A 13,764-nucleotide genomic window follows, 5' to 3' on the forward strand; every position below is an offset into this window, starting at 1 on the left:
TACGCATCTCAGCAGACATGCTCTGCGCGCTAGCGCACACGTGGCCGCACCGGCTGCCGCCACGCGGTTCGTTCGCTAGTCCGCGATGGTCTGCGCCTGATCGTCCAGCCAGATCAGCGCGGCCATGCGCCCCGTTTCGCGGTCGCGGCGATAGGAATAGAAACGCTCGCGTTGCGTGACCGTGCAAAGGTCGCCGCCGACAATCCGGCTGATGCCGAGCCGCTGCAAACGCAAGCGCGCGAGCGCCGCGAGATTGGCCAGGTATTTGCCTGCGTTTTGCGGATGGGCAACGAACGCATCCGCGGTGGCATCGCGTTGCGCGCCGCCGACACCGTTCATGAAGGCGTCACGCACGTCTGCACCCACCTCGAAAGCGTCGGGTCCGATCGCCGGACCGAGGTACGCATGCAGCGAAGCGGCATCGACGCCGGCCAGACCCGCGACGCGCTGCGCGGTCTGTTCGACGATGCCTGCCGCGAGGCCGCGCCATCCCGCATGAGCCGCGCCAACCGCACGCCCCGCCTCATCGCACAACAGCACCGGCATGCAGTCGGCCACCATCACGACGCATACCGTGCCGGGCCGATCGGTGACGCTCGCATCGGCTTGCGTCGGCGCGCCGCTCGCGCGAGTTTGCGCCAGCACATCTTCCGCGCGCACGATGCCGGCGCAGTGAATCTGCGCGAGCCAGGCAGCCTCGCCGACGCCCGCCAGCGCAAGCAGACGCGCGCGGTTGGCGGCGACCGCGGCGGGATCGTCGCCGGCTTTCATGCCGAGGTTCAGGCCGCCGGGCTGATCCATGCCGTCGTGCCAACGGCCGAACGGCGGCTCACTCACACCGCCATTGCGCGTCGTGACGAGCGCACGCACGCGCGGCGATACGTTCCATGCGGGTTGCACAACATCGGCAAAGGTCAGCTCGGGCAAGCTCATGCGTGGTCGTCCTCGTCGTCCTCGTGGTGTTCGGCGGCTTCGTCGTCGTGGCCGGGTGCGCCGTCTTCGTCGATGTCTTCGTCGAGCGACGCATCGTAGTCCTCGTCCTCATAGTACGTCTCGTCGAACTCGCCGGCATCGTCGCGCCCCAGGCCGAGCGCGGCCGACAGCACCGCCATGTCTTCCGGCACATCCGCGCGCCATTGCATCGTCCGGCCGGTTTGCGGATGGATCAGCCCGAGGCGCCACGCATGCAGCGCCTGGCGCGCGAAGCCGTCCGGCAGCGGCGTGACCGAGCGCTTGCCGCGTGCGCGCCCGTACACCGGGTCGCCCAGCAGCGGATGGCCGATGTGCGCGCAATGGACGCGAATCTGATGGGTGCGGCCGGTTTCCAGGTCGCAATGAATCGCGGTGACCGGCTGACGCTGCCAGATCGCCGTTTCGACGCGCCGGAAATGCGTGCGCGCCGGTTTGCCCGACGCGCTCTTGACGACCGCCATGCGCGTGCGTTCACGCGGGTCGCGGCCGATCGGCGCGTCGATCGTGCCTTCTTCGGGCATGTTGCCCCACACCAGCGCGAGGTAGCGGCGCTTGACCGTGCGCGCCTGCAGCTGACGCACCAGATCGGTCTGCGCCTCGAGCGTGCGCGCGACCACCATCAAACCGGAGGTTTCCTTGTCGAGCCGATGCACGATGCCCGCGCGCGGCAGGCCCGCGGCGGCGTCGCCATAGCGGTACAGCAGACCGTTCAGCACCGTGCCGCTCCAGTTGCCGGCGGCCGGATGCACGACCATGCCGGCCGGCTTGTTGATGACCACCAGCGTGTCGTCCTCATAGACGATCTCGAGCGGAACCGGCTCGGGTGTGAACGCGAGCTGTTCGGGCAGCAGATCGGGCACGAGCTCGATGGTCGCGCCGAGCGGCACCGGCTGACGGATCCTGGCCGGCTTGCCGTCGATACGCACGCGCTCCGCCTCGATCCAGCTTTGCAGCCGGTTGCGCGAGAACTCGGGAAACACCCGGGCGAGCACCTTGTCGAGGCGCTCGCCGGCCAGTTCGTCGGGCACGGTGACGCTGCGCGGCGTTTCGTCCGCGACGCGGCCGGCCACGGTCGGCACGATGCCGGGCTCGCCGGCGGCGGCGAGCGCGTCGCTGCCGAGGTCGTCGTCGAGCGAATCGACGCCCAACGCGTCGGAGGGGTCAGCGCTTAAGCTATAATCTTCGTTGCTATTCCCGGCGCCGGTAGCGGTACCTGGAGTATTTGAGCGGGTCATTGAGTCTGGGTCACCTGGACGTAAAGCTAGACTGGAAAATGCGAGCCTTGAACACCATCACTAAAGCGGCGATCAATTTGGCGGCCATCAAGAAGGCAGCCCGGAAAGTGGCCGGATACATTGCGTGCGCCGCAGCCGTCGCCGTTGTTGCGGCTTGTCACGGCCTGCCGGAAAAGACCGACGAAACAGCTACGTGGAACAACAACAAATTATATACGGAGGCGAACGACGCCCTGTCCGGTGGCGACTTCGGCAAGTGCGCCAAGTATTTCGAGATGCTCGAGGGCCGCGATCCGTTCGGCCACTTCGCCCAGCAAGCGCAGATCAACGTTGCGTATTGCAACTGGAAAGACAATGAAAACGCCGCCGCCGACCAGGCGATCGACCGCTTCATCCAGCTGCACCCGGATCATCCGGACATTGCCTACGCGTACTACCTGAAGGGCATGATCCACTTCAACGACGACCTCGGTCTGTTCGGCCGCTTCTCCGGCCAGGACATGAGCGAGCGCGATCCGAAGTCGCTGCGTGAATCGTATGACGCGTTCAAGATCGTGGTCGACCGCTATCCGAACAGCAAGTACGCGCCGGACGCCGCGCAACGCATGCGTTACATCGTGAACGCGCTGGCGTCGCACGAAGTCCACGCGGCGGATTACTACTACCGCCGTGGCGCCTATGTCGCCGCGATCAACCGCGCACAGTTGGCGTTGAAGGAATACAAGAACGCACCGGCGATCGAAGACGCGCTGCACATCATGATGCTGTCGTACGAGAAGCTGAATCAGCCGCAACTGGCCGACGACACCAAGCGCGTGCTGGCCGGCACCTTCCCCGACAGCCCGTATATCACCGGGCATGCAAGGCCGGGTAAGGAAAAGTCGTGGTGGCAGTTCTAAGTCCCGCCACGCGCTGAAAACAAAAACGCCACGACCGAAGTCGTGGCGTTTTTGTTTGTGCCGGCTACGTCGCTCTGATTTGGGGCTCCTGCTTCAAGCTCCTGCTTCAAGCCCCTGCTTCAATCCATTGCCTCAATCCCGCTCGAACAACGCAATCGACTCCACATGCGACGTGTGCGGGAACATGTTCACCACGCCCGCGCCGACCAGCCGATAGCCTGCCTCGTGCACCAGCAGACCGGCGTCGCGCGCGAGTGTCGCCGGATTGCACGACACGTAGACAATCCGCCTGGGCAGCGGCCCATTGCCGCTCTGCGCGATCTCGGCCAACGCCTTCGCCACGGCCAGCGCGCCTTCGCGCGGCGGATCGACGAGAAATTTGTCGAAATGGCCGAGCGCGCGCATGTCGTCGGCGGTGACTTCGAACAGATTGCGGCACGCGAACGACGTATGGCCCGCCACGCCGTTCAGTTCGGCATTGGCCAGCGCGCGCGAGGTCAGCACCTCGCTGCCTTCAATGCCGACCACCTCCTTCGAAATCCGCGCAAGCGGCAGCGTGAAGTTGCCGATCCCGCAGAACAGATCGAGCACGCGGTCCGTGCGCGCCGGCGCGAGCAGCCGCAGCGCGCGGCTCACCAGCACGCGGTTGATCGCGTGATTCACCTGGGTGAAGTCGGTCGGCTTGAACGGCATCCGGATGTTGTATTCCGGCAGCGTGTAATCCAGTTCCACGTCGAGCGGATAGAACGGCGTGACCGTGTCGGGACCCTTCGGCTGCAGCCAGAACTGCACCTTGTGCTCGTCGGCGAAATCGCGCAGCACCTGTTCGTCGGCTTCCGTGAGCGGCTCGAGGTTGCGCACCACCAGCGCGGTGACCGACGAGCCGACCGCGAGTTCGAGCTGCGGCATGCGGTCGTAGATCGACAGCTTGCGGACCATGAAGCGCAGCGGCATCAGCATCGCCGACACATGCGGCGGCAACACCTCGCAAGTCTTCATGTCGGCGATGTAGCTGCTCTTCTTCTCGTGAAAGCCGATACGCATGCCGCCCTTTTCCGGCAGGTAGTGCACCGCCAGACGCGCGCGATAGCGATAACCCCAAGACGGCCCGTGAATCGGCCGAAACACGGTTTCCGGGCGAAGCCTGGCGAGATGCTGGAGATTGTCTTCGAGCACGCGCTGCTTGACCGCCACCTGCGCGCGGATGTCGAGATGCTGCATCGAACAGCCGCCGCAGATGCTGAAGTACGCGCATTTCGGCGTGGTGCGGGCCACGCTTTCGCGCAGCACCTCGACGACCTCGGCCTGCTCGTATTTCGGCTTGCTGCGATGAGTCGCGTAGCTGACGCGCTCACCGGGCAATGCGCCTTCGACAAAGATGACCTTGCCGGGCGCGCCGCCTTCGCCCTCGGTGCGGCCAACGCCGCGCGCTTCCATATCGAGCGAAACGATTTCGATGACCGGCTCGTCACCGGTGATGACGGGCGCACGCACCGGAGCGGGCGCCTTCTGGCGCTTCGGCGGGCGACGATGGGGGGCAGTTCGGGACACCTGCAACTTCCTGACAAACTTGGGAGAAAGGCGAGATTGTAGACGAAGCTCCGCCTTTGCCAACGATTTGGCGCGGCCACGATGTCATGACCGCAGCATGTGCTGGGCGCCGCGCTCTCGATTAGCGTACGGCGAACCGCTTCACCCACTGACTAGTTATCGAACGCTGCCAGGTACTCGGCCCATTGCGGCGCCGTCTCCAGCGCGAGCGCGTTTTTCACCAGCGTGATCTCGTCAGCATACTCTTCGGCGGAAAACGCGCCGCGGACTAGCTGGAAACGGCAATACAGCAGATACGTGTTGACGACGTCAGTCTCGCAGTAGTTACGGATCTCCTCGATGCGGCCTTCCTGATACGCGTGCCACACCTGGCTGCCGTCCATGCCCATCTTGCCGGGAAAACCACACATCCTGGCGAGCGCATCGAGCGGCGCATTGGCGCGCGCCTGATACATCGCCAGCACGTCCATCAGATCCGTGTGACGGGCGTGGTAGCGGCTGATGTAGTTGTTCCACTTGAACTCGCGATCGTCCTCGCCGAGATCCCAGAAACGGTAGGCCGGAATGCCATTGACCAGCGCGCGGTAATTCAGCACCGGCAAGTCGAAACCGCCGCCGTTCCACGATACGAGCTGCGGTGTGTATTTCTCGATCACGCGATAAAACGATTGCACTAGCGCGGCCTCGCCATCTTCCGGCGTGCCGAGCGAGCGCACCCGGAAACCGTTGTTGTCGCGGAATACGCAGGAAATCGCTGCGATCCGTTGCAGGTGATGCGGCAGAAAATCGCTGCCGGTCTTTTCGCGACGCGCGGCGAACGCGTGCTCGGCGACTGCGGCGTCGCTCAGCGTGGCGGGCAAATCTTCGAGGCGGCGAATGCCGGCGACATCGGGAATCGTCTCGATGTCGAAAACCAGGATCGGTGTCATTGAATTAGAGAACGGCGTCCTTGCGCACACCGTTAGAGGCAAAGAAGCGCTTCAACCGCACCAGCGCTTCCTGCTGGATCTGGCGCACACGCTCGCGCGTGAGGCCCATTTCATCGGCCAGTTCTTCGAGCGTGGCCGGCTCGATGTGGTTCAGCCCAAACCGCCGCTCGATCACATGACGATGCTTGTCCGACAACCGTGCGAGCCACGCGCGTGTGAGCGTTTCCAGCTCGCGGTGCTGCACCTCGGCGTCTGGCGACTGGCTCTGATCGTCAGACAGCAGATCGAGCAGGCTGCTCGCCGGGTCCAGGTCGAGCGGCGCGTCAAGCGATGCGGTGTGCTCGTTCAACGCGAGGATGTCGGTGACTTCGTCGGTGGTCTTGCCGGTCAGATAGGCAATGTCGTCGATGCTGGCGTCGCGGCGCTCTGCCGCTTCGCCCGAATTCATCGAATTTTTTTCCAGATGGCGCTTGGCGCGCAGCACCTGATTGAGCTCACGAATCACGTGCACCGGCAAACGCACGGTGCGCGCCTGGTTCATGATTGCGCGCTCGATGCTCTGGCGAATCCACCAGGTGGCATACGTCGAAAACCGGAAGCCGCGTGTGGGATCGAACTTCTCGATCGCGTGCATCAGACCGAGGTTGCCCTCTTCGATCAGATCGAGCAGCGGCACGCCGCGGTTCAGGTAGCCCTTCGCAATGCTGACGACGAGCCGCAAATTACGCTCGATCATCACCTGCCGGGCGTCGAACTCGCCCGCCTTGGCAAGGCGCGAATACTTCTGCTCTTCTTCGACGGTCAGAAGCGGTTTGACGCTGATACGGTTCAGGTAGTGCTGGATCGTGTCGGCCGTCAGCTCGGCTTGCAGCAGCGCGCGGAAATCGTCCGCGTCCGGCACGGCTTCGCTCGCGCTTTCGCGCGCGTCGCCGGCATCTTCCACGCCGGCCTGGCGCTCGTCGAGGTCGCGCTCTTCCACGATCTCTTCTTCGACTTCCGAAGCGCTACCTTCGTCCACCAACGCGGACGTGGCACGGCTGATCGTTTCAGACTCGGCTTGCGGCGGGCGGCGCTTCGGTTTCGGCATGGTCGTATCGCTTATTGCGGCGGCAAATACTTCAGTGGGTCGACAGGTTTACCCTGCCGGCGAACTTCGAAATGCAACATCACACGGTCGGAATCGCTATTGCCCATCTCAGCGATCTTCTGCCCTTTGGTCACCGCATCCCCCTCTTTTACCATCAAAGCGCGGTTGTGTGCATACGCGGTGAGATAAGTTGCATCATGCTTGATGATAATGAGATTGCCGTAACCACGCAGCCCATTTCCTGCATAAACCACCCGGCCGTCCGCCGAAGCCTTGACTGTGTCGCCCGACGCGCCTCCGATATTGACGCCCTTGTTGGTCGAGTCGTTGAAGGTGCCGAGCAGCGGGCCGCGCACCGGCCATGCGAACGCGACGTTGCCGGACGCGCCGGAGGTCGAGTCGCTCGCGGCGCCTTGATTGGCCGGCGGCGTCAGCGAGGCGCCGTTCGAACCCGAACCATAGATGGGCGGCGCCGCTGCGACGCCTGCTGCTGCGCCCGTCGACGGCGCCGTGCTGCCGAGCGGCGCGCTTTGCACCGCGCCGCCGCTGCCGATCGGCGCGGTCGTGACGCCCGGCGTCAGCGCGGCGGTGTTGGCGCCCGGCGGCACCACGCGCAGCAACTGATCGACTTCGATCTGATTCGGATTGGTGAGATTGTTCCACGCCGAGATATCGCGGTAGTTCTGGCCGTTCTCCAACGCGATCCGATACAGCGTGTCGCCCGGCTTCACGCGGTAGTAACCGGGCGGCGGCGGTCCGAGCGGCACAGCCGGTTGCTGCGCGGTTTGCGTACTGAGCGCGCCGCCACCGGAGCGATCGACGACAGGCGCCTGATCGAGCCGGGAAGCACAGGCCGTCATCAACAGGGACAAGGCGAGCACGCACACGCTACGCTGGGTTACGGTCATGGGGACATTCAGGCTGGGTCTTTGCATCGCGCGCAACATACTCATCGGTGTCAAATCACTCCGGATTTTAAGGGTACAAAGAAAACGCGATCAAGCCGCGACTCGCGCCACTGCGCGGGTCCGAGGCGCTCGACCAGAGTCAGCACCTGGTTCTGGCCGTCCTGCGAGCCGACCGGCGCGACCAGACGGCCGCCAATCGCGAGTTGTTCAAGTAAGGCTTGCGGTACATCGAGCCCGGCCGCGGCAATCACGATCGCATCGAACGGCGCCGCCGACGGCAACCCGAGGCGGCCATCGCCGTAGTGCAGCCGGATGTTCGGTATGCGCAGCGGGCGCAAGTTCGTCTTCGCGCGTTCGGACAGCGGCTTGATGCGTTCGATCGAATAGACATCGCGCGCGACCTGGCTCAGCACGGCTGCCTGATAACCGCAACCGGTACCGATTTCGAGCACGTTGTTCAGCGCGCGGCCCGCTGCGGCCAGCTCGATCATCCGGGCGACTACCGAGGGCTTGGAAATCGTCTGGTGATGGCCGATCGGCAGCGCGGCATCTTCATAGGCCTGAGCCGCGAGGCCCGGGTCGACGAACATGTGGCGCGGCACCACCGACATCGCGTTCAGCACGCGCTGATCGGTCACGCCGTTCGCTCGCAGGCGTTCGACCATCCGTTCGCGAACCCGTTCCGAAGTCAACGCCAATGCGCCGTTCAGAGCAACGTTCGGTGCGGCGGCGCGCTCGCTGGGTTTGGCAGCGGGTTTGCCCGGCAGCGCCGCTTTTGGCGCGGCGCGCGCAGTCGAAATCTGTGCGGCGGCTTTCGCCTGTGGTTTGGGTTGCGGCTGGACCTGGGGCTTAACCTGGGGCTTAACTTGGGGCTTAACCTGGGTCGTTACCTGCGTTTTTACCTGCGTTTTTACCTGAGGCTTCGCTTGCGGCTGAGCCTGCGCTCCGGTCTGCGGCTTCGCTTGAGACTTTGCTTTAGGCTTGACCGCGGAGCCGAGCGGCGAATTCTTCGCCGGTTGCTGGCGTGCATTGAGCGCAGCACTTGCGGCGAGTGCCGCCGCGCGCACTTCGCCCGGGCGCCCTTCGGGCCGGCGCGGTTCGCGCACCAGGTCCTCGAGACCGAGCGGAAAGCGCTTTGCGCGCTCGCCGGTCATGAAGCGCCGCTGCCGGCGCGCGCCCAGTCGCGCGCTGCGGGCAGCATTTGCGTGTGGGTCAGGTCGAGCTGCAACGGCGTGATCGACACGTGGCCGTTCGCGACAGCGTGGAAATCGGTGCCTTCGCTGGCGTCGCGCGCGCTGCCCGACGGGCCGATCCAGTAGATCGGTTCGCCGCGCGGGTTGGTCTGGCGGATCACCGGCTGCGACGGGTGGCGCTTGCCGAGCCGCGTGATGTGCCAGCCGCCGAGCTGCTCGTACGGCAGGTTCGGAATATTGATGTTCAGCAACGGATGCCCCGGCAGCGGCTGCTCGAGGTAATGCGCGACGATCTCCGCAGCGACGCGAGCCGCGTCTTCGAGATGCACCCAGTCCTTGTCGACCAGCGAGAACGCGATGGCCGGCACGCCGAACATGATGCCTTCAGTGGCGGCGGCGACGGTGCCCGAATAGAGCGTGTCCTCGCCCATGTTCTGGCCGTTGTTGATGCCCGAGACGACGAGGTCCGGCGTGTGGTCCAGCATGCCCGTCAGCGCGATGTGCACAGAGTCGGTGGGCGTGCCGTTCACATAATAGAAACCATTCGCCGAGCGCAGCACCGAGAGCGGCCGCGACAGCGTCAATGAATTGGACGCGCCGCTGCAGTTCTGCTCGGGGGCCATCACGGTGACGTCCGCGATCGGCTTGAGCGCTTCGTAAAGCGCGGCAAGGCCGGGCGCCAGATAACCGTCGTCATTGCTGAGTAGGATTCGCATGCGGCGATTGTAACCGAGGAAAGAAGACGCGCGAACGACACGGAAGGCGGCGCGCACGGCGCATACAAAGCGCACGCGTCGAGCACGCGTCGAGCACCCGGCGGGCACTCATCGGGGACGCAACGAGCCGGCCTCACGCAATAAAAACGCACGGTCGTGCTGCTTGCTTTACACTCAGACTACTTGCGACGCCCCGAAGGAAGTCTCCTTGGGGAACCCTGATCGATATGGAGACACGATGCGCGCGATTCGCTGTAATCAGTACGGGCCGCCGGAGAGCCTGGTCGTCGAAAATCTGCCGGACCTCGAACCGCCGCCCGGTCACGTCGTGATCGACGTCAAAGCCGCGGCCGTCAATTTTCCCGACGTCTTGATCATCGAGAACAAATACCAGTTCAAACCACCGCTACCGTTTACGCCGGGCTCCGAAGTCGCGGGTATTGTGCGTGCGGTCGGCGCGGAGGTCGCCCAGTTCAAGCCGGGTTCGCGCGTGGTCGCGTTCACCGGTTCTGGCGGCTTTGCCGAGCAGGCGCGGGCGCCCGCAGCGGCGTGCGTGCCGCTTGCCGATGGCGTCGAATTCGAGCTGGCAGCCGCGTTCACGCTGGCCTATGGCACGTCGCACCATGCGGTGGTCGACCGGGGCGAGTTGAAGGCCGGCGAGACGATGCTGGTTCTGGGCGCGGCAGGCGGCGTCGGGCTGGCGGCGGTCGAAATCGGCAAGGCGCTCGGCGCACGCGTGATCGCGGCGGCGTCTAGCGATGAAAAGCTCGCCGTCTGCGTGGAGCACGGCGCCGACGCCACCATCAACTACAGCACCGAAGACCTGCGCGAACGCATCAAGGCGCTCACCGGCGGCAAAGGTCCGGACGTGATCTACGATCCGGTCGGCGGCGTGTACGCAGAACCGGCGTTTCGCAGCATCGGCTGGCGCGGGCGCTATCTGGTGGTCGGCTTCGCGAACGGCGAGATTCCGAAGCTGCCGCTCAATCTGACGCTGCTCAAAGGCGCGAGCATCGTCGGCGTGTTCTGGGGTGACTTTGCGAAACGCGAGCCACAACACAATCATGCCGCGTTCGAGCAGATGGTCGGCTGGATTGGCGAAGGCAAGCTCAAGCCCTACGTGTCGGCGCGCTATTCGCTCGAAGACACCGGCCGCGCGTTGCGCGACATGGCGGAGCGCCGCGTGATCGGCAAGGTGGTGATTACGCCTTGACCACGGTGCGCCACGGTGCGCTTACGAAGCACTTGTGGAAGATGCGAACAAAAGCGCGCGGCTTGCGAACCGTGCGCTTTTTTATCTGGACCGCGTGCCCGCGTTAGAGCTTTTCCGTCTCGCCCGTTTTCGGTTGCCATTTCATCAGACGCCGCTCGCCGATCCCGACGATGGCATCGAGAATCAGCGCGAACGCGGTCAGCACCAGAATCCCGGCGAACACGGTATTGATATCGAAGGTGCCTTCGGCCTGCAAGATCAGATAACCGACGCCGCGTGCCGAGCCGAGATACTCGCCGACCACCGAACCGACGAACGCGAGCCCCACCGATGTATGCAGGCTCGAAAACACCCAGCTCATCGCGCTCGGCAGATACACGAAGCGCAGCAACTGCTTGCGGTTCGCACCGAGCATGCGCGCGTTGGCGAGCACGACCGGGCTGACTTCCTTCACACCCTGATAGACGTTGAAGAACACGATAAAGAACACCAGCGTGACGCCCAGCGCGACCTTCGACCAGATCCCGAGACCGAACCACACGCCGAAGATCGGCGCGAGAATCACGCGCGGCATCGAGTTGGCGGCCTTGATGTACGGGTCGAACAGCGCGCTCGCGAGCGGCGACAGCGCGAGCCACAGGCCGACGCCCAGCCCCAGCGCAGTGCCGAGTGTGAACGCCAGCACGGTTTCGATCAGCGTGATCCACAGATGCAGATAGATCTCGCCGCCCGTGAACCATTCCCAGATCCGCTGCAGCACCCTCTGCGGCTCGCCGAAGAAGAACGCGGCCTTGTTCGGGTCGTCGAAATAGAATGCCGGCAGCAGCGTCGGGCTGGTCAGCACGTACCAGAGCACGAAGCACAGCACGAGCAGAAGCCACTGCCAGATCACCAGGTTCGCCCGGTTCGGGCGCAACGTCTTCCACATGGATCGATTGCCTTACACGGTTAATTGACGTAACTGCGAAGCGCAACTACAGGACACAACCGCCCGGACGCGGTTAAACGGCCGTGAGTTGTTGCTGGTACCCCTTGAGCACCTCGTCGCGCAGCACGCTCCAGATCTGCGCGTGCAACTCGACGAAACGCGGATGCGAGCGAATCTCGGCGACGTCACGCGGACGCGGCAAGTCGATCGTAAACTCGCCGATCGGACGCGTGCCTGGTCCGGCTGAGAGCACCACCACGCGATCGGACATCGCGATCGCTTCGTCGAGATCGTGCGTGATGAACAGCACCGCCTTGCGTTTGGCGACCCACAGGTCGAGCAGCTCGTTTTCCATCAACTGACGCGTCTGGATATCGAGCGCGGAAAACGGCTCGTCCATCAGGATGATGTCAGGGTCGAGAATCAGCGTCTGCGCCATCGCGACGCGCTTGCGCATGCCGCCCGACAGCTGATGCGGATAGCGGTCGCCGAAACCGCCGAGACCGACGCGTTTGAGCCACTCGTCAGCTTTGCTGCGCGCTGCGGCCGGCGGCACACCCTGGAATGCGAGGCCGGCCATCACGTTGTCGATTGCGGAGCGCCACGGCATCAGCGCATCGGCCTGGAACATGTAGCCGGCGCGCCGGTTGATGCCCTTGAGCGGCTCGCCGAATACGTTGACCACGCCTGACGACGGGTCCAGCAAACCGGCGCCGACATTCAGCAAAGTGGATTTGCCGCAGCCGGTCGGACCGACTACCGAAACGAATTCGCCCGGCGCGATGCGCAAGGTGGTGTCCTTGACTGCCGTGTAGCGCTGCGCGCGGTTATCGCGTGCGGCAAACGTGCAGGTGATGTTCTCGAGCGCCAGCGCGGCAACGGTCATCATTCGACTCGCTTCGAAGATCGGTTTCGGTTTGTCTGTTATCGCGACTGCGGTGGTCAAGGCGAACGCGCTGCGCGGCCACCCTTGCCCCCGCAGGTAAAGGCTTACGCCTTGACGGTGGCCAACGCTTTCTTGACGAAGTCGTTGGTCCACGTCTTCGACAGATCGATCGGCTTGCCCTGCACCGCCGGATCGAACGCCTGCAAGGTTTTCAGCGAGGTAGCCGGGCCGTCGGCGGGCATCAGTCCATCCGGCGACATCGCCTCCTTCACGTGCTGCCACGCGTCCAGATATACCGCGCGGTCGCCGAGCAGATAGCCTTCCGGCACCGTGTTGATCAGCTCGCTGCCGGTCGCCGTTTGCAACCACTTGAGCGCGCGCACCATCGCGTTGGTCAACGCCTGCGTGGTGTTCGGATTCTTCGTGATGAAGCTCTGCGACGCGTACAGGCACCCTGCCGGCATATCGCCGCCGAATACGCTGCGAGTATCGGCGAGCGTGCGCGTGTCCGACACGACGCGGATCTCGCCGGTCCTTTCGAGCCTGGTCATCACGGGGTCGAGATTGGCGATCGCATCGATCTGGCCCGACTGCAACGCGGCGATCGCGCCCGCTCCGGCGCCCACGCCGATGAATGACACGTCTTTCGCGGTCAGCCCGGCCTTCGCCAGCACAAAGCTCGCCATGATCGAGGTCGACGAACCCGGCGCGGTCACGCCGATTTTCTTACCCTTCAGATCGGCGATCGACTTGTAGTTCGGCATCGCCTTCTTCGACACGGCGAGCACGATCTGCGGCGCGCGTCCTTGCAGCACGAATTCACGGAACGACTGCTTTTGCGCCTGCAGCAGCAAGGTGTGTTCGAACGCGCCGGAGACCACGTCCGCGCTGCCGCCGACCGCCGCCTTCAGCGCTTGCGAGCCGCCGGCGAAATCGGAGATTTCGACTTCGAGGCCTTCGTCCTTGAAGTAATTGCGGCGCTCGGCAATGGTGAGCGGCAAGTAATAGAACAGATTCTTGCCGCCGACAGCGATCGCCACCTTCGTGGTTTCAGGTTTGCCCTGCGCGAAGGCGAGCGGCGTGGCCGCAAGCGTGACGCCTGCGAGGGCGGCGCTACCGGCGAGGAAGGTTCTGCGTTGCATGGTCCGTACTCTCCAACTTTTGTTGTCCAGCTTTTTTGTTCAGCATTTTTGTCTTTTGCCGCGGCGTTCAGGGGGCGCGGCGCTTGCGTCCTGGTGTACGTCCCT

The 13,764-nt window shown here is 64.3% G+C and carries 13 protein-coding genes; 2 read left to right on the top strand and 11 right to left on the bottom strand.

Annotation, left to right across the window (positions count from 1 at the left end):
- Window positions 1–75 precede the first annotated feature (75 nt).
- Window positions 76–933, bottom strand: a complete 858-nt coding sequence (gene pgeF / locus AC07WT_RS10970) for a peptidoglycan editing factor PgeF (protein ID WP_492592431.1) — start codon at window positions 931–933, stop codon at window positions 76–78.
- Entirely contained in the window at window positions 930–2,207 is a 1,278-nt protein-coding gene (locus AC07WT_RS10975; RefSeq protein WP_494947118.1) for an RluA family pseudouridine synthase, read from the bottom strand. Before AC07WT_RS10975 ends, pgeF begins: the two co-directional genes overlap by 4 nt.
- 38 nt (window positions 2,208–2,245) lie before the next feature.
- Here AC07WT_RS10975 and AC07WT_RS10980 point away from each other — a divergent pair, with 38 nt between their 5' ends.
- Window positions 2,246–3,106, top strand: a complete 861-nt coding sequence (locus AC07WT_RS10980; RefSeq protein WP_494947119.1) for an outer membrane protein assembly factor BamD — start codon at window positions 2,246–2,248, stop codon at window positions 3,104–3,106.
- A 132-nt stretch (window positions 3,107–3,238) separates the two neighbouring features.
- Here AC07WT_RS10980 and rlmD read toward each other — a convergent pair whose 3' ends face one another.
- The 6 genes from rlmD to surE all read right to left on the bottom strand — a co-directional run bounded on the left by rlmD (window position 3,239) and on the right by surE (window position 9,490).
- Window positions 3,239–4,657, bottom strand: a complete 1,419-nt coding sequence (rlmD, locus tag AC07WT_RS10985) for a 23S rRNA (uracil(1939)-C(5))-methyltransferase RlmD (protein WP_494947120.1) — start codon at window positions 4,655–4,657, stop codon at window positions 3,239–3,241.
- A 152-nt stretch (window positions 4,658–4,809) separates the two neighbouring features.
- Entirely contained in the window at window positions 4,810–5,586 is a 777-nt protein-coding gene (locus AC07WT_RS10990; protein ID WP_494947121.1) for a 3'-5' exonuclease, read from the bottom strand.
- Between the two features lie 4 nt (window positions 5,587–5,590).
- A complete protein-coding gene (gene rpoS / locus AC07WT_RS10995; RefSeq protein ID WP_492592436.1) occupies window positions 5,591–6,673 on the bottom strand; it encodes an RNA polymerase sigma factor RpoS in 1,083 nt (360 codons plus the stop codon).
- 11 nt (window positions 6,674–6,684) lie between these two features.
- Window positions 6,685–7,626, bottom strand: a complete 942-nt coding sequence (locus AC07WT_RS11000; RefSeq protein WP_494947122.1) for a peptidoglycan DD-metalloendopeptidase family protein — start codon at window positions 7,624–7,626, stop codon at window positions 6,685–6,687.
- 5 nt (window positions 7,627–7,631) lie between these two features.
- The gene (locus tag AC07WT_RS11005) at window positions 7,632–8,735 is read right to left on the bottom strand and encodes a protein-L-isoaspartate(D-aspartate) O-methyltransferase (RefSeq protein ID WP_494947123.1); all 1,104 of its coding nucleotides are present in this window, start codon (window positions 8,733–8,735) and stop codon (window positions 7,632–7,634) included.
- Window positions 8,732–9,490, bottom strand: coding sequence for a 5'/3'-nucleotidase SurE (gene surE / locus AC07WT_RS11010; RefSeq protein WP_492592439.1), 759 nt, complete (start codon window positions 9,488–9,490; stop codon window positions 8,732–8,734). The genes AC07WT_RS11005 and surE overlap by 4 nt, the downstream gene beginning before the upstream one ends.
- A gap of 238 nt (window positions 9,491–9,728) precedes the next feature.
- Between surE and AC07WT_RS11015 the strand changes: the two genes are divergently transcribed.
- Window positions 9,729–10,703: an NADPH:quinone oxidoreductase family protein gene (locus AC07WT_RS11015; RefSeq protein WP_494947124.1), complete on the top strand. Its 975-nt coding sequence runs from the start codon at window positions 9,729–9,731 to the stop codon at window positions 10,701–10,703.
- A gap of 103 nt (window positions 10,704–10,806) precedes the next feature.
- On the opposite strand, the gene AC07WT_RS11020 is transcribed toward AC07WT_RS11015, so the two are convergent.
- From AC07WT_RS11020 to AC07WT_RS11030, 3 genes are all read right to left on the bottom strand, one after another.
- The gene (locus tag AC07WT_RS11020) at window positions 10,807–11,631 is read right to left on the bottom strand and encodes an ABC transporter permease (protein WP_494947125.1); all 825 of its coding nucleotides are present in this window, start codon (window positions 11,629–11,631) and stop codon (window positions 10,807–10,809) included.
- 73 nt (window positions 11,632–11,704) lie between these two features.
- Entirely contained in the window at window positions 11,705–12,517 is an 813-nt protein-coding gene (locus AC07WT_RS11025) for an ABC transporter ATP-binding protein (RefSeq protein WP_494948419.1), read from the bottom strand.
- A gap of 104 nt (window positions 12,518–12,621) precedes the next feature.
- The gene (locus AC07WT_RS11030; RefSeq protein WP_492592442.1) at window positions 12,622–13,659 is read right to left on the bottom strand and encodes an ABC transporter substrate-binding protein; all 1,038 of its coding nucleotides are present in this window, start codon (window positions 13,657–13,659) and stop codon (window positions 12,622–12,624) included.
- Window positions 13,660–13,764: the final 105 nt, after the last annotated feature.

Source organism: Paraburkholderia sp. GW821-FHT02A12, assembly GCF_059422005.1.